Annotated in this window: 15 protein-coding genes, 1 tRNA gene and 1 pseudogene; 4 read left to right on the forward strand and 13 right to left on the reverse strand. The window is 34.6% G+C overall.

The window, feature by feature from the left end; genetic code table 11:
* Positions 1–27: 27 nt before the first annotated feature.
* Complete coding sequence (locus tag JKF54_RS02190) at positions 28–1,536, forward strand: hypothetical protein (protein ID WP_211908491.1); 1,509 nt, start codon at positions 28–30, stop codon at positions 1,534–1,536.
* A complete protein-coding gene (gene dusB, locus JKF54_RS02195) occupies positions 1,517–2,494 on the forward strand; it encodes a tRNA dihydrouridine synthase DusB (RefSeq protein WP_369800764.1) in 978 nt (325 codons plus the stop codon). The genes JKF54_RS02190 and dusB overlap by 20 nt, the downstream gene beginning before the upstream one ends.
* Positions 2,495–2,528: 34 nt before the next feature.
* On the opposite strand, the gene JKF54_RS02200 is transcribed toward dusB, so the two are convergent.
* The 12 genes from JKF54_RS02200 to rpsL all read right to left on the reverse strand — a co-directional run bounded on the left by JKF54_RS02200 (position 2,529) and on the right by rpsL (position 18,436).
* The gene (locus JKF54_RS02200) at positions 2,529–11,048 is read right to left on the reverse strand and encodes a DNA-directed RNA polymerase subunit beta/beta' (protein ID WP_211908492.1); all 8,520 of its coding nucleotides are present in this window, start codon (positions 11,046–11,048) and stop codon (positions 2,529–2,531) included.
* A 58-nt stretch (positions 11,049–11,106) separates the two neighbouring features.
* Positions 11,107–11,508: a 50S ribosomal protein L7/L12 gene (gene rplL, locus JKF54_RS02205; protein ID WP_211908493.1), complete on the reverse strand. Its 402-nt coding sequence runs from the start codon at positions 11,506–11,508 to the stop codon at positions 11,107–11,109.
* 26 nt (positions 11,509–11,534) lie between these two features.
* The gene (rplJ, locus tag JKF54_RS02210) at positions 11,535–12,053 is read right to left on the reverse strand and encodes a 50S ribosomal protein L10 (protein WP_007301987.1); all 519 of its coding nucleotides are present in this window, start codon (positions 12,051–12,053) and stop codon (positions 11,535–11,537) included.
* 12 nt (positions 12,054–12,065) lie between these two features.
* Complete coding sequence (gene rplA / locus JKF54_RS02215) at positions 12,066–12,719, reverse strand: 50S ribosomal protein L1 (RefSeq protein ID WP_211908494.1); 654 nt, start codon at positions 12,717–12,719, stop codon at positions 12,066–12,068.
* Positions 12,720–12,723: 4 nt separating this feature from the next.
* Entirely contained in the window at positions 12,724–13,164 is a 441-nt protein-coding gene (locus JKF54_RS02220; protein ID WP_211908495.1) for a 50S ribosomal protein L11, read from the reverse strand.
* 2 nt (positions 13,165–13,166) lie between these two features.
* On the reverse strand, positions 13,167–14,003 hold the full coding sequence (nusG, locus tag JKF54_RS02225) for a transcription termination/antitermination protein NusG (RefSeq protein ID WP_211908497.1): 837 nt from the start codon (positions 14,001–14,003) through the stop codon (positions 13,167–13,169).
* Positions 13,993–14,202 carry a preprotein translocase subunit SecE gene (gene secE / locus JKF54_RS02230; protein ID WP_211908499.1) on the reverse strand — a complete coding sequence of 70 codons (210 nt, stop codon included), beginning with the start codon at positions 14,200–14,202 and terminating at the stop codon, positions 13,993–13,995. Before secE ends, nusG begins: the two co-directional genes overlap by 11 nt.
* Positions 14,203–14,212: 10 nt before the next feature.
* Positions 14,213–14,285, reverse strand: a tRNA-Trp gene (locus tag JKF54_RS02235).
* 12 nt (positions 14,286–14,297) lie between these two features.
* Positions 14,298–15,470: an elongation factor Tu gene (tuf, locus tag JKF54_RS02240; protein WP_211907845.1), complete on the reverse strand. Its 1,173-nt coding sequence runs from the start codon at positions 15,468–15,470 to the stop codon at positions 14,298–14,300.
* 12 nt (positions 15,471–15,482) lie between these two features.
* On the reverse strand, positions 15,483–17,558 hold the full coding sequence (fusA, locus tag JKF54_RS02245) for an elongation factor G (RefSeq protein ID WP_211908501.1): 2,076 nt from the start codon (positions 17,556–17,558) through the stop codon (positions 15,483–15,485).
* 21 nt (positions 17,559–17,579) lie between these two features.
* Positions 17,580–18,056, reverse strand: a complete 477-nt coding sequence (gene rpsG, locus JKF54_RS02250) for a 30S ribosomal protein S7 (protein WP_211908503.1) — start codon at positions 18,054–18,056, stop codon at positions 17,580–17,582.
* Between the two features lie 5 nt (positions 18,057–18,061).
* Positions 18,062–18,436 (reverse strand): 30S ribosomal protein S12, encoded by a 375-nt coding sequence (rpsL, locus tag JKF54_RS02255; protein ID WP_010406837.1) that lies wholly within the window; start codon positions 18,434–18,436, stop codon positions 18,062–18,064.
* A 433-nt stretch (positions 18,437–18,869) separates the two neighbouring features.
* On the opposite strand from rpsL, the gene prmC reads away from it, so the two are divergent.
* Together prmC and JKF54_RS06350 are read left to right on the forward strand one after the other, a co-directional pair.
* Entirely contained in the window at positions 18,870–19,721 is an 852-nt protein-coding gene (gene prmC / locus JKF54_RS02260) for a peptide chain release factor N(5)-glutamine methyltransferase (protein WP_211908505.1), read from the forward strand.
* Positions 19,722–19,802: 81 nt separating this feature from the next.
* Positions 19,803–20,155 (forward strand): annotated as a pseudogene (locus JKF54_RS06350) (transposase); the annotation flags it as partial.
* 206 nt (positions 20,156–20,361) lie between these two features.
* Here the strand turns inward: JKF54_RS06350 and JKF54_RS02270 are convergent.
* Positions 20,362–20,961 carry a BON domain-containing protein gene (locus JKF54_RS02270; RefSeq protein ID WP_211908509.1) on the reverse strand — a complete coding sequence of 200 codons (600 nt, stop codon included), beginning with the start codon at positions 20,959–20,961 and terminating at the stop codon, positions 20,362–20,364.
* Between the last annotated feature and the right edge of the window lie 36 nt (positions 20,962–20,997).

Raw genomic sequence — 20,997 nt, forward strand, 5'->3', positions numbered from 1 at the left:
CTAGAATTGATAAACTTGAAATATAATATGTTAGCCATCATAGAAAGATACAATAAATCTAAAGAGAGTACTCACTTCACTAAACTTAAGGCTAGTGGAAGATTTGCTGTCTACGCTTTTTGTATATATTTGGCGACTACATTTACCATTGGCTGTTTGGGATTGATAATGGGATCTTTCCTCTTAACCTTACCACTTGCTATGCTCATCTCCAACCCTATAGCTTGGATCTTAATGGGAATAGTGTTTGCAGCGACATACAAGATGGTTATTGAACCTTTATTTTACTTGGTAAAAGGTTATGTTGATGAAAAAGGAACTGTAAAGGAAGAAAAGAGTCCAAAAGAGCAAAAACTCACAAGAAGTAAATCACTGGATAGTGGACTAGATACTATATCAAGACAAACAAATGATTCGGATAAGAGGGTACGTAGAAATTCCTATTCTCCATCTACAGATAGTGGTATTGCACCAGGAAGTGAACCTGCCTCAAGTAACAATAGTCGTAGAAATTCTAATGCTTCAGGAGATAGTGGTTTGGGTGGCAAAGAGTTTCATGGAGATTTACAAACTCTTATGCATCAGACAAATCTCAAAAAATATGATTACTTGTTGCGGCAGCATGATATTGCGCATATTGCAAGAGTGAAATATGGATATTCAGAATCCTCCACGAATAATGTATTTTTCTCTATTCCTGGAGATGTAAACTCATTAAATGAAAGGTTAAAAGAGTACAAAAATGAAGTAAAGCGGGAAAACTCAAAAAAAACATTTACTGCAGTTGTTAATATAGGAAATTATCATTGGGTAACATTAGTCGGTACATATGAATCAACAAATAAACAATTTAGAGCTTACTATTGTGACTCATTTGGCACTCAATTACCAAATAAGATTGATGGAACAATAAAAGATAATATAAGTCTTGCTAATGAGATTACTGCGGAATGTGTGGAGCCTTTAGACAATGAAATCGGAGATTTGATAAGGGAAAAAGAAAATAATCCAGACAATGTCATCCTTAAGGAAAAAAAAGATGATGTTCAAGAAACATTAAATTGCGCAAGAAAACACAAAAACAAATTAGTTAGTAAGCAAATTGATGGCAATTATATAGTGAGTATATTGCAGGAAACGTTGGAGATAGGAAATGATGACAACATAAGAAGCTCACCAACTAAGCAGCAAAAAGATGGCTGTAATTGTGGAGTGTTTGCTTTAGAAAATGCTCATAGGATTACGCAAATGTTCAACGAGGATAAATCATTTGATGAAATTGACAGAGAGTTATCAAAATACAAACCTAGTTCAGAACAATTGCAAAAGAAAAGAAGAGAGTTTACAAAAGCACTTATGGAGGACGAAGAGTGGAAAGAAGCTATTGCTGAAGGTGGAATTTTACATGATGCTCTACAGCAGCTTAGTCTTGAAGATAGTAAGAAAGAGGAAACACAACCTGCCACAAGTTCATTTGTGCAAGATGTTATAATAACAGCTTATAACAGTGTCAAAAATGCATTTTTTAGCAACTAGAAAGCCTGTGTCTCTCCAAGTAGGAAATCTAACTATTGATTCTCCAGTTATTTTAGCGCCAATGTCTGGAGTGACTGACTATCCATTTAGGAGTATTGTAAAGAAACTTGGTGCAAGTTTGCTAGTCTCAGAAATGATTGCAAGCAGAGCTATGATCATGCAAACTCGCCAGAGCATGCAAAAAGCAAAAGTCGATGAACTAACCGCTGTACAACTTGCTGGTTGTGAGCCTGATGTTATGGCGGAAGCTGCAAAGTTAAATGAGGGCATGGGTGCAAAAATCATAGATATAAATTTTGGTTGTCCAGTTAAAAAAGTTGTAAACGGTTACGCAGGGTCAGCACTTATGCGTGATGAAAAAAAGGCTGCTGAGATAATAGAAGCTGTAGTCAAGGCAGTGAGTGTGCCAGTTACAGTAAAAATGCGTACTGGATGGAATGACGAAAATCGTAATGCTCCGCGCTTGGCAAAAATTGCAGAAGATTTGGGAGCAAAGATGATTACTGTACATGGAAGGACAAGGGCACAGCTTTACAATGGTCAAGCAGATTGGAAATTCGTTAGAAATGTTAAAGAGCAGGTAAAAATTCCAGTTATAGTAAATGGAGATATTAAGAGTTTGAATGATGTTCAAAGTGCACTTAAAGAATCTGGAGCAGATGGAGTAATGATAGGTCGTGGTGCTTACGGCAAACCTTGGCTGATTAATCAAGCAATAAACTTTTTGAGTGGAAATAAAGTTTCTGAGCCAACAGCCTCAGAGAGATTAAGCATAATACTCAAGCATTATGACAATATTCTTGAGTACTATGGAAGCGATACAGGAATAAAGATGGCCCGCAAACATATAGGATGGTACAGTAGCGGGCTTCAAAACTCATCTGAATTTCGTGTAAGAGTAAATAACATAATAGACAGCACAGAGGTGAAAGAAAATATAATTGATTTTTTTAGTTAAAAACAGATTAAACATACTACCTCATTAGCTATATTCAACTTGACTGATCATAGTGCGATACCACCACACTCTCTTCTTCATCAGAATGTAATTGATAACTATTATCACTCAGCAATTTTTCGTCATAAGTCTCAATATCAAAATATTTTTCATATTTATCTATATTTTCACAAAGCGAAAGTGCTTTCACCTTATTCATAACCAAACCCGTACCAGCAGGAATTAATCTTCCTACTATAACATTTTCTTTTAACCCACTCAAAGGATCACTCTTTCCACAAAATGCTGCTTCCGTAAGTACTTTTGTTGTTTCTTGGAAAGAGGCAGCAGAAATAAAGGAATTAGTTTCAAGGCTTGCTCTAGTAATTCCCTGCAGAATAGGAAGATAATGAGCAGGTCGTTTTCCAGAGTTATTCATAGCATCATTTTCTCTATCAATTTCCAGCCTGTCGATATTTTCTCCAATTAAGTACATAGTATCACCAGGATCGGTAATTTCTACTTTTTGTAGCATTTGCTTTAAGATCACTTCTAAATGCTTGTTATCTATGCGCACACCTTGCAATCTATAAACTTGCTGTATTTCAGAAATCATATAGTGTGCTAACGCTTCTAACCCAAGCACACGTAGAATATCATGAAGATCAGGATCGCCATCCATCAATAAATCACCTTTACGCACAAAATCACCTTCATTGACTATTACATGCTTACTTCTTGATACTAAATACTCAACTGGAGAAGCTTGCTCATCTAAAGGTTTAATTACTATACTGCGTTTTCCTCTACGGTCTTTTTCAGAGAACGTTACATAGCCATCTATTTCACTAACGATAGCATGCTCTTTAGGACGACGTGCTTCAAATAATTCTATAACCTTAGGCAAGCCACCAGTAATATCACGAGTTCTAACTGACTCTCTCGGCGTTCTTGTGATAACATCACCTGCATGAACCTTTTGGCCATCCTGTACATTAAGCACTGCACCAACTGGTATAAAGTAACATGCTTCCACACCACTTGAAAGTGTTATTACTTTTTCATTATCATCAAGCAGTGCAATACGAGGACGTAAATTAGCTACACCAGAGTGCAATTTCCAATCTTTTACTACTCTATTTGATATTCCTGTAGATTCATCCATCACTTCAGTGATTGAAATTCCATCTTTTAAATCCTGGTAAGATATTGTACCACTCTTTTCCGTAATAATAGGTAGTGTATACGGATCCCATTCCGCAACTTTATCACCAATTTTTACTAACTCACCCTCATTTACATAAAGTTTAGCACCATAAGGCACACTGTGCTTCAATTTTTCACTACCAAGGCTATCAATTAAAACGACTTCACAGGAACGGCTTATCACAATTTTATTTCCGTTTTTATCTATAATTATATTACTATTGTTTAGTTTTATTCTAGCATTAATAGAAGCTATAATATTTGAGGATTCAACACCTCTAGTCATTACCCCACCTATATGGAAAGTACGCATCGTTAACTGAGTACCTGGCTCTCCAACAGATTGAGCAGCGATAACACCAACTGCTTCACCTATTGAAACAATTTTACCAGTTGCAAGGTCTCTTCCATAACACAAAGAACACACACCAGGACTTATTTCACAAGTTAAAGGCGATCTAATTTTTATAGCATCAAGACCTGCAATGTTGATTTGCTTTACTTTATCTTCATCAATTAGTTCTCCTGCTTTTAATAATAACTCTTTGGTTACTGGGTTATATATATCATTTGCAGCTGTTCTACCCAGTACAACACTCTCTAGAGATGCAACTATAGTACTACCTTCAACTATAGCTCTTACAATAAGGCCATTTTTCGTTTTACAGTCATGTTTTGTAACTATGCAATTTTGAGATACATCAACCAAGCGACGAGTTAAGTATCCAGAGTTTGCAGTTTTAAGTGCAGTATCAGCTAAACCTTTACGCGCACCGTGAGTAGAATTAAAGTATTCAAATACATTTAATCCTTCGCGAAAATTAGAAATTATAGGTGTTTCTATAATTTCACCAGAAGGTTTGGTCATTAACCCTCGCATTCCTGCTAACTGCTTCATCTGGGAAGTAGAACCTCTTGCACCGGAGCTAACCATCATATATATTGAATTGTACTTACTATTTTCATCATACAGAGATATCGCTTTTAACATATCATTCGCTATTATATCTGTGCACTTAGACCACTCATCTATAACTTTATTATACCTCTCACTTTTAGTGATTAGTCCGTCTTGATACTGTGCAGAAAATTTCTTAATTTCACCCCTTGTATAATCAACGTGTGTAGCTTTAGTTTCAGGTATGACCATATCGCAACGACTAAAAGAAGTACCGGAAAATGTAGCATACTCAAAGCCAAGTGTCATCAATTTATCAGAAAATACCACTGTAGCACTTTGACCGCAGCTACGATATACTAAATCAACAATGCTAGTTATTTCCTTAACTGTTAATACCTGATTTATTAAATCGAAGCTTAGATTCTTATGTTTAGGAAAAATCTGCCATAATATTAAACGTCCAGGAGTTGTAAAAATAGTTTTATACTGAATGTTTCCATCGCTATTGATGTATTCCATTTTGTACTTTATATGAGAATGAATATGTAGAGTACCGTTGTTTAAGGAATGCTCAACTTCACAAAAGGCACAGAAAAGTGGTAAATCATCCTCCTTAAGTTGCTGTAAAGTTAGGTAGTATATACCAAGCACTATATCTTTACTAGGAACTATAATCGGTCTTCCATTAGAAGGACTTAAAACGTTATTAATTGACATCATCAACACTCTAGCTTCAAGTTGAGCTTCCAATGAAATTGGCACATGTACCGCCATTTGATCACCATCAAAGTCAGCGTTAAATGCTGTACAAACAAGTGGATGAAGCTGTATTGCTTTACCTTCAATAAGGACTGGCTCAAAAGCCTGAATACCAAGCCTATGTAGCGTAGGCGCTCTATTTAGCAAAACAGGATGCTCTTTTATTACTTCTTCAAGCATATCCCAGACTTCTGGCTTTTCTGCTCTTATTAACTTACTAGCAAATTTAATAGTTGGAGCCATTCCATATATTTTAAGCCTTGAGTAAACAAAAGGTTTGAATAACTCAAGAGCCATTCTTTTCGGTAATCCACACTGATTTAGTTTCAAAGTTGGACCAACAACTATTACAGAACGTCCAGAGTAATCTACCCTTTTTCCTAAAAGATTCTGACGGAAACGACCTTGCTTTCCTTTCAGCATATCGCTAATAGACTTTTTATATCCAGTAGCGCCAGCTTTATTTACCAGAGCATTACGACGACTATTATCAAAAAGAGAATCAACTGCCTCTTGTAACATTCTTTTCTCATTACGAATCATAATCTCAGGAGGATTTAAACTTAACAATTTTCTCAATCTATTATTTCTATTAATAATAGTTCTATAATGATGATTTAAATCAGAAACTGCAGGTCGACCACTTTCAAGGGATACCAAGGGACGCAAGTCAGGTGGTAAAATAGGTATAGCTGTAAGTATCATCCACTCAGGTCTGTTTCCAGACTTGATAAAATTTTCAACAATACGTAATCTCTTTATAATTTTCTTTCTTCTCATTTCAGAAGCAACAGACTCTAACTCCTGTCTTAAATTCTTCCTAATTTCATGTAAATCAAGGCGTATTAGCAATTCTCTTATAGCTTCAACACCTTGCATAGCTATAAAGCTATCGACCCCATAGCTATCTTTAGCTTCATTATAAGCTTTCTCACTAATAATTTCACCTTTTTCAAAAGAGGAAACAAGAGGATCTATTACAACATAATTATCACTATACAAAATACTTTCGATATCTCTAAGAGACATATCTAATAATGCTCCAATTCTTGAAGGAAGTGACTTCAAAAACCATATATGAGCAACAGGAGATGCAAGCTCTATATGACCCATTCTTTCTCTTCTTACTTTAGAAGATGTAACTTCTACTCCACATTTTTCGCATATACGGCCCCTATGTCTTCTTTTTTTGTACTTTCCACATAAACATTCATCATCATTGACAGGACCAAAAATTTTAGGACAAAATAATCCACCTTTCTCAACTTTGAATGTACGGTAGTTTGCAGTTGAAACATCTGTTATCTCTCCATAAGACATACGTTTAATACTTTCAGGGCTAGCAATGGAAATGCTAACCTCATTAAAAGATTGTGCGATATTAGTGTGAGATATATCTTCAATTACTATGTAATTTTGCTTCAAATCCACATTAAAACACAAAGAACGCAACTCTTTTATCATGACATTAAAGGATTCAGGAATTCCACATTCAAAGTTACTGTCACCTTTTATTACCGATTCATAAATCTTAACCCTGCCATTAATATCATCAGACTTCACAGTTAACATTTCCTGCAAAGTGTAAGCAGCACCATAGGCTTGCAATGCCCAACATTCCATTTCACCAAAACGCTGACCACCAAAATGAGACTTTCCTCCAAGAGGTTGTTGAGTAACCAAACTATAAGGTCCTACTGAACGCGCATGAATTTTACCATCTACTAAGTGATGCAACTTAAGCATGTACATGTAACCAACTGTAACTTTGCGATCAAACTTCTCACCCGAGCAACCATCATATAATACAACTTGCCCAGAGTTATCCAATCCAGCAAGTTCAAATAGCTTTACTATTTGTTCATCTTTTGGACCTTCAAATACAGGTGCAGTAACAGGAATGCCATCACGCAACTTATACGCAAATTCAATGAGGTGATTATCATTAATATCGCGAATGTTATTACAAATAGATAAATTACTGCCACAACTATAAACCTCAATCAGGAAGTGACGTAAACTACTGTGTGCATCTTTACAAGAGTTGAAATAATTCTCTACTAATGTAGTCAATTCATTATTTAATTTATCCTTATTAGGCGTATCTAAAATAGAAGCCGTTATTTCATCATCATTAATATCCTCAAATTTTTTATTATCAAGATATAATGCTGCAAATTTTTCAAAATCATCATCACTGAGAGATCTAATTGCCTCACAAAAAGCACGTTTGATTTTATTGATCTCATCAAGAATATTGCCTACTTTTTCTCCTAATTTTTTACAAGCCCAACCTACATGCGTTTCCAATATTTGACCTACATTCATTCGCGAAGGAACGCCAAGAGGGTTAAGAATAATATCAATAGGAGTACCATCTTCTAAATAAGGCATATCTTCTACTGGAACAACTCGAGAAATCACACCTTTATTTCCATGTCTACCAGCCATTTTATCCCCTGGCTGCAAACTATGTTTTACAGCAATAAAAACTTTTACTGACATCGACACACCTTGAGGCAGATCATAGCCTTCATGCAATTTTTCTACTTTTCGCTTAAAGTTTGCTATCGCATGTGATACTTTTTCATCAAAATCTTTTTTTAAGCTCTCAACTTGCTTAGAAATAGATTGGTTTTTCAATCCTATATCCCACCATCCCTCACGTTCAATAAAATTAATACTTTCTCGATCTTGAGAGCCAGAATTAATAAGAATTTTTCTTAATTCATCATAGAAATATTGATTAATAACATTGATTATATGGTCTCGTTCTTTCTCAAAGTCGTTTGCCTCTTTTTGTTTAATAAGAAATGCCCTTTCGTTTTCTTCTTCCCCTCTGCGTGTAAAGACCTGCACATCAATTACTATCCCTTCAATATCTGGAGATGTATATAAAGAGGAATCCACACAATCAAATGACTTTTCACCAAAAATTGTCATTAACAATTTTGTCTCAGGAGGCAATGAAAGAGAATGCTTAGGTGTAACTTTCCCCACCAAAATATAACCTGGACCAACTCTTGTACCAACCTTTACTATACCACTATCATCCAAGTGATAAAGATTTTCTTCATTAACACCGGGTATGGCACGAGTTATTTTTTCCGACCCTAAAGGAGTGTCATGTACAACACATTCAAATTCTTCTATATGAATAGAAGTAAATAGATCTTTTTTAACAACTTCACTAGAAATAATGATTGAGTCTTCAAAATTATAACCTTGCCAAGACATAAAAGCGACTAGCAAGTTTTGGCCAAGTGCCAATTCACCGTTATTAATAGCAGGACCATCAGCTATCACATCACCTTCCTTAACACAATCACCTACATGCACCAGTGGTTTCTGGTTAATACAAGTATTATGGTTAGAACGCTGAAATTTTCTTAGATGATAAATATCTACATCCAAGTAGTTAATTCCTCCTTTGTCAAAAGCACGTATAACTATAGAGTTACTATCTGAGCTGTCAACTATGCCACCACGTTTTGCTAAAACTACAGCACCAGAGCCAGAAGCTACGAAAGATTCCATGCCAGTAGCAACCAAAGGAGCAGTAGGCTTCAATAAAGGTACAGCTTGACGCTGCATATTTGAACCCATTAACGCTCTATTAGCATCATCATTCTCTAAAAATGGAATTAAAGAAGCAGCAACCGATATTACCTGCTTAGGAGATAAATCAATGTAACTTACTTGACTACTATTTACCATTACAAAGGTACCAGCATACCTACAGTATAACATATCATCAACAAAGCAGTTGTTCTCATCAAGCTTTGCGCTGGTATCGGCTATATAATATAAACCTTCATCTATAGCAGACAGATACTCAATTTGATCAATAACAACCTTATTAACTACTTTCCTATAAGGACTTTCAATGAACCCATATTTATTAATACGAGCGTATATAGCTAAGCTGTTAATTAAGCCTATATTCTGCCCCTCAGGAGTTTCAATAGGGCAAATTCTTCCGTAATGAGTTGGATGAACATCACGCACTTCAAATCCCGCCCTCTCTCTTGTTAAACCACCAGGACCTAACGCTGACAACCTTCTTTTATGTGTTATTTCAGATAATGGATTAGTCTGATCCATAAATTGAGATAATTGGGAAGAGTTGAAAAAATCTCTTAAGACATTGGTTAACACTTTTGGATTTATAAAATCAGATGGAGAGACTTTATCTAAACTAGAAGTAGACATAGAATCAACTACTGCCCGTCCCAATTTTAATAATCCAGTTCTAAATTGATTTTCTATAAACTCTCCAACTGAACGGACTCTTCTATTTGCTAAATGATCAATATCATCTACAGATCCTTGACCATCACGTAACAATACTATTTTTCTTATAATTTCAATAATGTCTTCATGTGTTAAAGTAGTTAAATTTTCCTCATAATTTAACCCAAGGCAAGAGTTAAGTTTTAATCTACCAATGTTAGACAAATCATAATATTCCGAACTGAAGAAAAGATTACGAAAAAACTCCTCTACTATCTTTAAAACAGGAACTTCACCAGGACGCAAAACCTTATATATTTCATATAGAGCGTTCTCATAAGACATGTTTTCATCTAAGAAAAGTGTGTTTAATATGTAAGGTCCAACAGAAACATTATCTATGTTCAACACTGATATTTTATCTATAGATAATAATTCAAGCTTTTTTATATCCTCTAATTTTATAGATTCACCAGCAGATAAGACTTTTGTAGAACTAGCACTATCTATTAAATCTTCTGCAAGAAATAAACCACATATAGAATCATAAGGAATTAGATACTCTTTCAATCCGTTATCATATAGATTTTTAGCTAATTTTGAAGTAATACGAACATTAGCTTTAAGTAACACATTGCCTTCAACATTCTTTAAATCAAAAGGAAGCCTCACTCCCTTGAATTTATCAGGGGAAAAAGGTACTCTCCAGCCACTTTTATGTTTTATATACTCTATTTTTTCATAAAATTTATTAAGTATGTCATTGTTTGATAAGCCCAAAGCCTTTAATAAAACTGATATTGGCAACTTTCTCTTTCTATCAATACGAAAATACAAATGATCTTTAACATCAAACTCAATATCAAGCCAAGAACCTCTATAAGGAATAACTCTAGCAGAATAGATTAATTTGCCAGAATTGTAAGTTTTTCCCTTATCACTATCAAAAAACACTCCAGGAGATCTATGCATTTGTGAAACGATAACTTTCTCTACGCCATTGATGATGAAAGTACCTTTATCAGTCATCATAGGCAGTTCACAAAAGCGAACCTCCTGCTCTTCAGCAGATTTTATAACAGTTGCAAGCTTAGAATGATCATCATCTTCTTTAATCTCTTGATATTTTTCAAGAGAAACACCATCCTGCATAATAACAAGACGTATAGAAGCAATAACCTGAGCAGAAAAAGTTATACCACGTTTTATACATTCAGATTCACTATACTTAAGATCATCTACCCTACAATTCAAAAATTCGATAGTAGCCCTATGCAAAGGATCAGATATTGGAAAAATTGTATGAAAGATAGCTTCAAGTCTTTCATTACTCTCATCATTAGGAGTAAAGGAATTATATGACCCCTTTTGGACTTTAACCAAATCCAACAAAGAATCTTTTAAATCAATCGACCTGGAATAAGAAACTCTAGGAACAAAAGCACTAGAAGCACACATATAAGAAGAATCAACCATTAAAATACCTTCACTAATTAAAAGAGCTATATCAACATAAAATTAATATACTAACATTTTATTCAAGCTCAACTTTAGTTGCTCCTGCTTCAATAAGTTTTTGCTTTATTTTTTCTGCTTCGTCTTTAGAAACATTAGCAGTCAAATCTTTGGGTAAAGACTCAACTAATTCTTTCGCTTCTTTTAAATTCAATGTAGAATTAACTTCTCTAATAGCTTTAATCACTCCTATTTTTTTGCTTGCATCAATCTCTTTGATTACAACTTTATATTCAGCTTTTTCTTGAGCAACAGAAGCATTAGCATTATCACTAATAGGCACCCCAGCACCAACAGCTCCACCAAGAAAAGAACCACTAGGCAACCCTATTTTTTCTTCTAGAACTTTTACAAGTTCAGAAGCTTCTAATAGATTTAAAGATAATATTTTATCAACCAAATCACTTGTTACATTATTCATACTGACCACCTTATTTAACAACAAATTTATTTTTTAGAACTATAGTAATCCAAAACTCTCATAAGCCTCATAGAAGATGAATTAATAGACAATGCTAACCGAGCAGGAATATCATAAGATATTAAACGCATAATTTTAACACGTAATTCATCCAGAGAGGGAAGCTTAGCCAATTTATTAACATCTTCCACTGTTAATAATTCATTTATATGAGCCGCACAAATCACAGACATTTTTTCTTTGTTAGCATTAATAAAATCAACTATTAACTTTGCAGCTTCTACTATAGCGCTAGAGTATATAATAGCAACAGAACCAGAAAATTTACCTGATAAATAAGAAAATTTACCAGTCCTTTCCAAAGCCAAGCAAGCTAGAGTATTTTTAACTACTAACATCCCACCCATTACAGATTTTAGACTATTCCTAAGAATTAATGAATTGCTAACATTCATAGACTTGAAATTTACCAATATTAAGAAATCATTATTTACAAACACATTCATTATGTTTTGTATGAATTCATCCTTATCTTTACGCTTCACAATTTCGCTCCCTTAAATTATATCTTCTACTTTGTTTATTTTATGAGCTTTACCCATAGTTGAATTTAAAAAAACGCTTTTAAAGTAAACTCCTTTCACAGAAGCAGGTTTATTGTCTCTAATTACTTTAAGAAAGGCTTTTAAATTTTCCAGCAAATCATCAATATCAAATTTAATACTTCCTAATTTACCATGAATAACACCATTTTTATCCGTCCTGAATTTTATTTGACCAGACTTAATGGTTTTAGTAGCTTCCGCAATGTTAGAAGTCACAGTACCAAATTTAGGGTTAGGCATCAGCCCTTTAGCACCCAATGTTTTTGCAATAGAAGTGATTTTTGCCATGAAATCAGGAGTAGTGATGCACCAATCAACATTCAACTTTCTACCTTTTTTTATCTCTTCAACCAAATCTTCTCCTCCTGTAATATCAGCACCAGCTTTTTCAGCTTCTAATAAATGTTTATCTTGAGCAAAAACAGCTACTTTAATATTCTTCCCGATACCTTTAGGCAAAACTACTGTACCACGCACCTGCTCTTCAGATTTACGTGAATCTACACCTAAATTGACTGCGATATCAACTGATTCATTAAATTTTGCTGAAGCAGACTCAACAATCTTCTCCAAACACTGCTTAGAATTATCATTATATGTACTCATTTACCTAACCTTCCACAACTTCTATACCCATAGATTTTGCAGTGCCTATAACCATCTTCACTGCTGAATCTTCATTATCCACTTTCATATCAACCATCTTACACTTTGCCACTTTAATGATAGCAGACATAGATAATTTAGCCACTAATTCTTTACCAGAATTACCAGAACCTTTACTTAATTTAGCTTCCTGCTTAAGCAAATAAGCCACAGGTGGACCGCTGATAGTAAAATCATGAGAGCGATCATCCTTTATGGAAATTCTCACTGTTACTAAATCACCTACTTTATGACTAGCGTTAGCAGCGCTAGTAGCTTTATTAAAAGCTTCACAAAATTTAGGAACAGGTATACCACGCGGGCCAAGTACTGAAGCAATTTTCGGTCCTGGAACTGCTTTCCCAGCTTCCATAAGTAAGTTAATCTTAGCAACTATATTACTCATAATTAATCCTCTATTTTCTCTACTTGAGCCAAATCAAGCTCTATTATTGTTGGCTTACCTAAGATTGATACTTCAACATTAATAATTTTTTTCTCGTCATTTACCATATCTACCTTACCAGTAAAATTTTGAAAAAGACCATCATTAATTTTTACTTTTTCACCTTTCTCATAACCATAACTCAACTTTTTCGTTTCTTGAGCATTGTAAAGCGCATTACACATTGAGCGAATCTCATTATCCTCAATCACCTTTGGAACATTACCATTTTTCAAAAATCCATAAACCTTAAGAGATTTTGGTATATTATTAATAAAATTTAATACCTCATCGCATAAATTCATGTATAAAAAGACATAACCAGGAAAGGACTTCCTTCGTTTAGCATTTTTTTTAGATTTTAAATCCATCTCACTTAATTCTTCACAAGGAATAAAAACCCTATTAAAATAATTATTAATATTCAATCTCATAGAATTTTCTAATATATATTGGCGCACTTTCTCTTCATAATTAGAGGCAACTCTTAAAATGTACCACTTATACCTATTAAATTCCTTACGTTTTAAAATTACTTCATCATCTGAAATCATCTCAAAATGACCAGACTCATCACCACAAAACCCAGTCATTTGATTCAAAATATTTTTGCTTTCATCACACAGATGCATACATATATATACTTCACATAACTCTTTTATATCAGATTTTACATCACATACTGTCTGATAAGGAATAAACACCTCCTTAAAGTAAACATTATTGATTGCCAACTCGCATATATCCTTCTCATACCCGTAATCGACTTTAATGATATACCATTTATACTTATATTCCATAAATAATTCCAAATAAAGTCTTAATTATGTAAAGAGACATAAAATCTACGAAGCAAAAGAAAATCGAAAAGCATAATATAACAATTATTACAATAAACAAAGATGACAATACTTGCTGTTTTTTTATCCAAGCAATTCTCCTTATTTCTTGCTTCATATCGCAAAAAAAAACATATAGGTTTTTTAACATTTCTACCATAATATTAATGCAGGAGCGATAGGAATTGAACCTACAACCTCTGGTTTTGGAGACCAGCGCTCTACCAATTGAGCTACACTCCTATAATTCAAAGTTTACTCTAAAATTTCCGAAACAACCCCAGAACCAACAGTTCTACCACCTTCTCTTATCGCAAAACGCAATCCTTTATCCATTGCTATTGGTACTTGCAACTCCACTTCTATACTTACATTGTCCCCTGGCATTACCATCTCCTTTCCATCTAGCAATTTTATGCTCCCAGTTACATCCGTTGTCCTTAAATAAAACTGTGGCTGATAATTTCCAAAAAATGGTGTATGCCTTCCTCCTTCTTCTTTCTTCAATATATACACCTCCGCATTAAATTTCTTATGCGGGGTTATTGTCCCTGGTTTTGCCAGTACTTGCCCTCTCTCCACTTCTTCTCTCTTTGTTCCTCTTAGTAGTATTCCTACATTGAGTCCTGCACTTCCCTTATCTAGCAACTTCTTAAACATCTCAACACCAGTACATATCGTCTTTTGCGTCCCTTTCAGACCTATTATCTCTATCTCGTCCCCTGTCTTTATCTCCCCCTTCTCTATTCTTCCTGTTACTACCGTCCCTCGGCCCGATATTGAAAATACATCTTCTATTGGCAACAAAAACGGCAAATCTATAGGCCTTGGAGGTACTGCCACATACTCATCTAACTTCTCCATCAATTTATCTATTGATTTCTTTCCATACTCACTACTATCATCCTCTAATGCTTTTAACGCAGACCCAACTATCATAGGCACTTCATCACCTGGAAATCCATACTTACTCAGCAACTCTCTCACTTCCATTTCTACCAAATCTATCATATCAGCATCAGCAACATCAGCTTTATTTATATATACCACGATATATCCAACACCCACCTGTTTTGCCAGCAATATATGCTCTCTCGTTTGTGGCATCGGCCCATCAACCCCTGACACTACCAATATCGCTGCATCCATCTGTGCTGCACCTACTATCATATTCTTTACATAATCAGCATGTCCAGGGCAATCAACGTGTGCATAGTGTCTCTTTTCTGTTTGATATTCAACATGCGCTGTTGCTATTGTTATACCTCTCTTTCTCTCTTCTGGCGCTTTATCTATTTGATCATATGCTACAAAATTACCATAATGCTTTGTTATCGCCGCTGTTAACGTTGTCTTCCCATGATCCACATGTCCTATCGTTCCCACGTTTACATGCGGCTTTCCAAATGCTTCTACTATCGCTGTCATAATTACTAACCTTTAATTATACTTTAACTTTAACTCATCAACCACATATTGTGGCACTTGTTCATAACAAGAAAAATGCATACTATACTGAGCTCTTCCCTGAGATATAGAACGCAAAACATTTATATAACCAAACATATTGGCAAGAGGAACCGAAGCAGTAATTATTTTGCTATTATTACCTAAATCCAGCATATCAACAACACTGCCTCTTCTACTATTTATATCACCCATAACATCACCCATATATTCTTCAGGAGTAATGATTTCCACTTTCATTATAGGTTCTAGCATTTTTGGACCAGCTTTATTTGCCATTTCCTTAAAAGCACCTTTAGCAGCAAGTTCAAAAGCCAAAGGACTAGAATCAACATCATGAAAAGCACCATCAAGAAGAGTAGCCTTAAAATCAATCAATGGAAAGCCAGAAATTATACCACCTTCTTTTATCAACTCTAAGCCATTTTGCACTCCAGGTATATACTCTTTTGGAATAGCACCGCCTACAATTTTACTTTCAAACTGAAAGCCAAAACCAGGCTCAAGAGGTTCGAATTTTATTTTAACTTTAGCAAACTGACCAGCACCACCTGATTGTTTTTTATGAGTATAATCAATTTCAACAGATTTAGTGATAGTTTCACGATATGCAACTTGAGGCGCACCAACGTTAGCTTCAACATTAAACTCGCGCTTCATTCTATCAATAATAATCTCAAGATGCAGCTCACCCATACCTTTCAATATAGTCTGCCCACTCTCCGCATTTACTGACATCCTTAAAGAAGGATCTTCTGCAACCAATCTATTCAAAGCAACACCTAATTTTTCCTGATCTGAGGTAGTTTTCGGTTCTATAGCAGTTTCAATAACAGGATCAGGAAATTCCATACGCTCTAATAGTATAGGAAAATCAGATGAACATAAAGTATCACCAGTAATTGTTTTCTTTAATCCAACTAAGGCAACTATATCGCCAACTTTAGCTTCGTTTATATCTTCTCTGTTATTTGCATGCATAAGCAACATTCTACCAATTCCTTCAGTCTCATTCTTTCCAGCATTTAACACAGCAGATTTAGATTTTAACTTACCAGAATAAATACGAATAAACGTCAAGCTACCTACAAATTTATCCGTCATCACTTTAAACGCAAGAGCAACGAATTTCTCTTTTTCTGAAGGTTTGATCTCAATTTTCTTTTCTGAATCTTTAGGATCAGTTCCAATAATTACATCAATATCAATAGGAGAGGGTAAAAAATCAACCACACCATCTAAAAGTGATTGCACGCCTTTGTTTTTAAAAGCTGACCCACATAATACAGGGACAAATTTTCTTTTAATGGTCCCATTTCTCACACACTTTTTCAATAAATCAATTGGCAGATCGTTAGATTCAAAGTAAGTATTTATCGCCTCATCATCCATTTCAGCTGCAGCATCTAATAAAAGATTTCGATACTCTTGAGCCTTATCAAGCAAATCGGAAGGAATATCTTCATAAGAAAATTTAGCGCCTAATGTTTCTTCTTGCCATATAATAGCTTTCATAGAAATAAGATCGATTATGCCTTTAAAATCTTTCTCACTTCCTATTGGCAACTGAATAACTAAAGGTGATGCGCCAAGCTTTGTTTTTATCATATCGACACATCGATAAAAATTTGCCCCGATTCTATCCATTTTATTAACAAAGCAGATACGAGGAACGGTATATTTATCAGCTTGACGCCAAACTGTCTCAGACTGAGGCTCAACTCCAGCAACTCCATCAAATACAGCAACTGCACCATCCAAAACCCTCAAAGATCTCTCAACCTCAATAGTGAAATCAACATGACCAGGAGTATCTATTATATTAATCCTATGATCATTCCAAAAACATGTTGTTGCAGCAGAGGTAATTGTAATGCCACGCTCCTTCTCTTGCTCCATCCAATCCATAGAAGCCGCACCATCGTGCACTTCACCAATCCTATTTTGTTTACCAGTATAAAATAAAATACGCTCTGTTGTGGTGGTCTTGCCAGCATCTATATGAGCCATTATTCCTATATTTCTATACCTAGATATTAAAACTTCCATACCACAATCAATCAGCTAATATTAAAAACGAAGATGAGAAAATGCCTTATTAGCTTCAGCCATTTTATACTTTTCTTCACACATCTTAAATGCACCACCACATTTATTATAAGCATCTAATATTTCAGACTGCAAACAATAAATAGTAGTTCTACCGCTCTTTTTTCGAGCAGCAGAAGTTGCTCTAGCAATCCACCTTAATGCCAAAGAAATTGCTCTATCTTGACGAATTTCAACAGGGACTTGATAAGTTGCACCACCAATACGCCGAGAGCGTACTTCTATAGAAGGGGTAACATTTTCTACTGCTGTTTCAAAAATTGATAAGGCATCTTTGCCTATTTTCTTTTCAGCTAAGGACAAAGCACTATAAGCAATCTTTTCTGCAATAGATTTTTTACCACATTTCATAATTATATTAATAAAACGCATAAGCAAGACACTACCATAACGAGAGTCAGGGCTTGTTCTTTTTTTTGCTTTATTACGACGTGCCATAAATTTTAACCAGATTTCTTTACACCATATTTTGAACGAGCTTTCTTTCGATTTTGCACACCACGCAGATCAAGAGCACCTCTTATTATGTGATAACGTACACCCGGCAAATCCTTAACTCGCCCACCACGTATTAAAACAACGGAATGCTCTTGTAAATTATGACCTTCGCCAGGTATATAAGCCGTCACTTCACCGTATCCACTAATCTTTACTCTAGCTACCTTACGTAGTGCTGAATTAGGCTTTCTAGGAGTTGTAGTATATACCTTAGTGCAAACACCCCTTCTTTGAGGATTGCATTTTCCCAAAGCTGGCACCTTCTTCTTGCGAGTTAACCCTGATCTACCTTTACATATTAATTGATTTATCGTAGGCATATACTGTAAATTTAAAACTCTGAAAATAACTAAGTCTTAGTTATAAAATAATAAACCTCAATAGTCAATATAAAAATAAACATTACTACTCTAATAATCTCAGCCTAATTGCTTTGAAAGCTACCGATAATTATATGCTAAAGCGCATATTGGTTTTAATATTAAGAAATTATCACTTGCTGTGGTCGAATTAATATAGATATGGAACAAGTAATATACTGTGATAGCTATCAAAGAATATGCAGAAAATAATCCTTATAATAGAGCCAAGAGCTTCTAACATTAATGCAAAAATACTAACCGAATTACCAGTAAAGCCAGATGATTTTTACAATCCTACTCTTGACACTTAGATTTAATGCAGCTACCCTAAGTTCAAAATTCTATACTCAATTTTGCTGTTCTTGTATACAAGGAACACGTTTTTAGAATAATGAAAACAATCAGCGCTTTAATTAAAGAAGGGTCAAAGCTACTATCATCACATAGAATTGAATCACCACATTTGGATTGTGAAATCATCATGCAGTACGTACTTGGAGTAGAAAGATCATTCACAATCATGAATCACACCAATCAGGTACCAAGAAACAAAGAACTTCTATTCTGGAAATTAACAAAAAAAAGAGCAGAAAGATATCCAATATCGCAAATAATAGGTAATCGTGAATTCTGGAGTAAAAATTTTATAGTTAACCAACATGTTCTAGATCCAAGACCAGATAGTGAAACAGTAATTTCAACAGTGTTAAAATATTACCAAAATAAGAAGCAAAAAATAAAAATTGCAGATTTTGGCACAGGCACAGGCTGTTTGTTGATCTCCATACTTAGTGAGTATGAATATGCTATTGGAGTTGGTTTTGAAAAAAGCCTGGAAGCATACAAAATTACCTGCCAGAACACAAAGAAACATAATCTTCTCAACAGAGCTAAAATATTTCCAAATTCGTGGACAGAATGTAGAGATTTATTTGATCTCATAATAAGCAATCCTCCATATATCAAAAGAAGTAAGTTAAAAGATCTGCAAGCTGAAGTACAAAAAGAGCCAAGAATTGCTCTTGATGGTGGTATCGATGGATTGAGCTGTTACCTGAGTATTTTTCCAATATTGAAAAAGTGCCTTAAAAAAGATGGGTTTGCGATACTGGAAATAGGCGAAGATCAAAGCAATATTGACAAAATAATACCCTTATATGGACTGGCTTTTCAGGAATACGTATACGACTTGGCTGGAATGAAAAGATGCATTGTTGTAAAGCAAGATAAAGAACATGACTAGTAGAACGCTAGCTTTCTAAGAACCTGTTCATAATCTCAAGAAAGGCATAAAGTAAGAAATAGAGTGTATAAATTAGGATATATGAGGAGTGTATACCCAAGTGACATAAGTCGAGAGAAGTTTGAGATTATTTCACCAGATCTGGAGTCTTGTGGAAAAAACAAAACCAAGAAAACTTGATTTGTATGATATATTTTGCGGAGTATTGTACACCCTAAAAAGTGGTTATCAATGGAGGATGCTACCAAAAGAGTTTCCAAGACGGCGCAATTGTTATGATTATTTCAAAAATGGAGTGAAAAAGTAAAAGGAAAGAAAAAACCAGCTTTTGCATAATTGACGCTCAGAGTGTAAAGAACGCAGACACTGATGAAGAAAAAGGCTATGACTCTGGTAAAAAAATCTCAGGAATAAAACGCCATATCGCACAAGATATAGATGTTTGCTATTTATTCTTAAGCTTATTTAAATAGCATTTTACTTTTTTTAGTATGTAGAGATTTTCTAGGAATTATTCTATTGAATTCTATGATATTATTTTTTGTAACATTGTTATACATACCATAAGAGTGAACTGACGAAATTTCTAAAGGAGTTTTATGGCTTAGCTACATGATACTGACACTCAAGTAAATTTTCATCAATGACGCAATTTGCTATGTCTATATCTCACATAGCTTACAACTTGCTTTACTCCTTTTACTTTTCTTGCAATTGCTATTACAGCTTTTAATTCCGCCTTATTTTGAGCTATACCCATCAAATAAACGACTCTATCAACTGTATTAACGCTATAATTAATTGATTTAATATTTCTTTTTCCCAGAAGCCTCGTGCTTATCTCTGCTGTTATCATACCATCCACAGTAACATCTAGCATAGAAGACATTTTAATTGGTGTAACTCTTATTTCATTTATCACTTCTTTAATCTCTTTTTGCTGCCAAGCTATTTTCTCTGCCGTGAGTTGCTTTTCATGATTATCAACATTTCCAATGAGTAATACTCTTCCTTCACTCACTTTAACTTTTATAGATGAGAATAGTCCGTGTTTTAAGAGTCCCTTATTGATTCTTATTACTATAGTTGTATCATCAATAATGTTTCCCAAGGATTTATCTTGCATTGTTATTGCTGTAGCCGCTGCAGTTGCTGTTACCACTATACCACTCACAAGAGTCGTACAGCCACTCTGTGTAATCAGAAAAATTGCGAGTAAGAAGCTTGCTATTAATCTCATTATTAATCTCCAGAGTTTAGAGCTTTAATTAAAGAA

Source organism: Wolbachia endosymbiont of Spodoptera picta (assembly GCF_018141665.1).
Classification (GTDB): domain Bacteria; phylum Pseudomonadota; class Alphaproteobacteria; order Rickettsiales; family Anaplasmataceae; genus Wolbachia.

Coding starts and splice junctions, on each gene's coding strand:
- JKF54_RS02190 (WP_211908491.1), top strand. CDS start 28: ATGTTAGCCATCATAGAAAGATACAATAAATCTAAAGAGAGTACTCAC.
- dusB (WP_369800764.1), top strand. CDS start 1,517: ATGCATTTTTTAGCAACTAGAAAGCCTGTGTCTCTCCAAGTAGGAAAT.
- JKF54_RS02200 (WP_211908492.1), bottom strand. CDS start 11,048: ATGGTTGATTCTTCTTATATGTGTGCTTCTAGTGCTTTTGTTCCTAGA.
- rplL (WP_211908493.1), bottom strand. CDS start 11,508: ATGAATAATGTAACAAGTGATTTGGTTGATAAAATATTATCTTTAAAT.
- rplA (WP_211908494.1), bottom strand. CDS start 12,719: ATGAGTACATATAATGATAATTCTAAGCAGTGTTTGGAGAAGATTGTT.
- JKF54_RS02220 (WP_211908495.1), bottom strand. CDS start 13,164: ATGAGTAATATAGTTGCTAAGATTAACTTACTTATGGAAGCTGGGAAA.
- nusG (WP_211908497.1), bottom strand. CDS start 14,003: ATGGAATATAAGTATAAATGGTATATCATTAAAGTCGATTACGGGTAT.
- secE (WP_211908499.1), bottom strand. CDS start 14,202: ATGGTAGAAATGTTAAAAAACCTATATGTTTTTTTTTGCGATATGAAG.
- tuf (WP_211907845.1), bottom strand. CDS start 15,470: ATGACAGCGATAGTAGAAGCATTTGGAAAGCCGCATGTAAACGTGGGA.
- fusA (WP_211908501.1), bottom strand. CDS start 17,558: ATGGAAGTTTTAATATCTAGGTATAGAAATATAGGAATAATGGCTCAT.
- rpsG (WP_211908503.1), bottom strand. CDS start 18,056: ATGGCACGTCGTAATAAAGCAAAAAAAAGAACAAGCCCTGACTCTCGT.
- rpsL (WP_010406837.1), bottom strand. CDS start 18,436: ATGCCTACGATAAATCAATTAATATGTAAAGGTAGATCAGGGTTAACT.
- prmC (WP_211908505.1), top strand. CDS start 18,870: ATGAAAACAATCAGCGCTTTAATTAAAGAAGGGTCAAAGCTACTATCA.
- JKF54_RS02270 (WP_211908509.1), bottom strand. CDS start 20,961: ATGAGATTAATAGCAAGCTTCTTACTCGCAATTTTTCTGATTACACAG.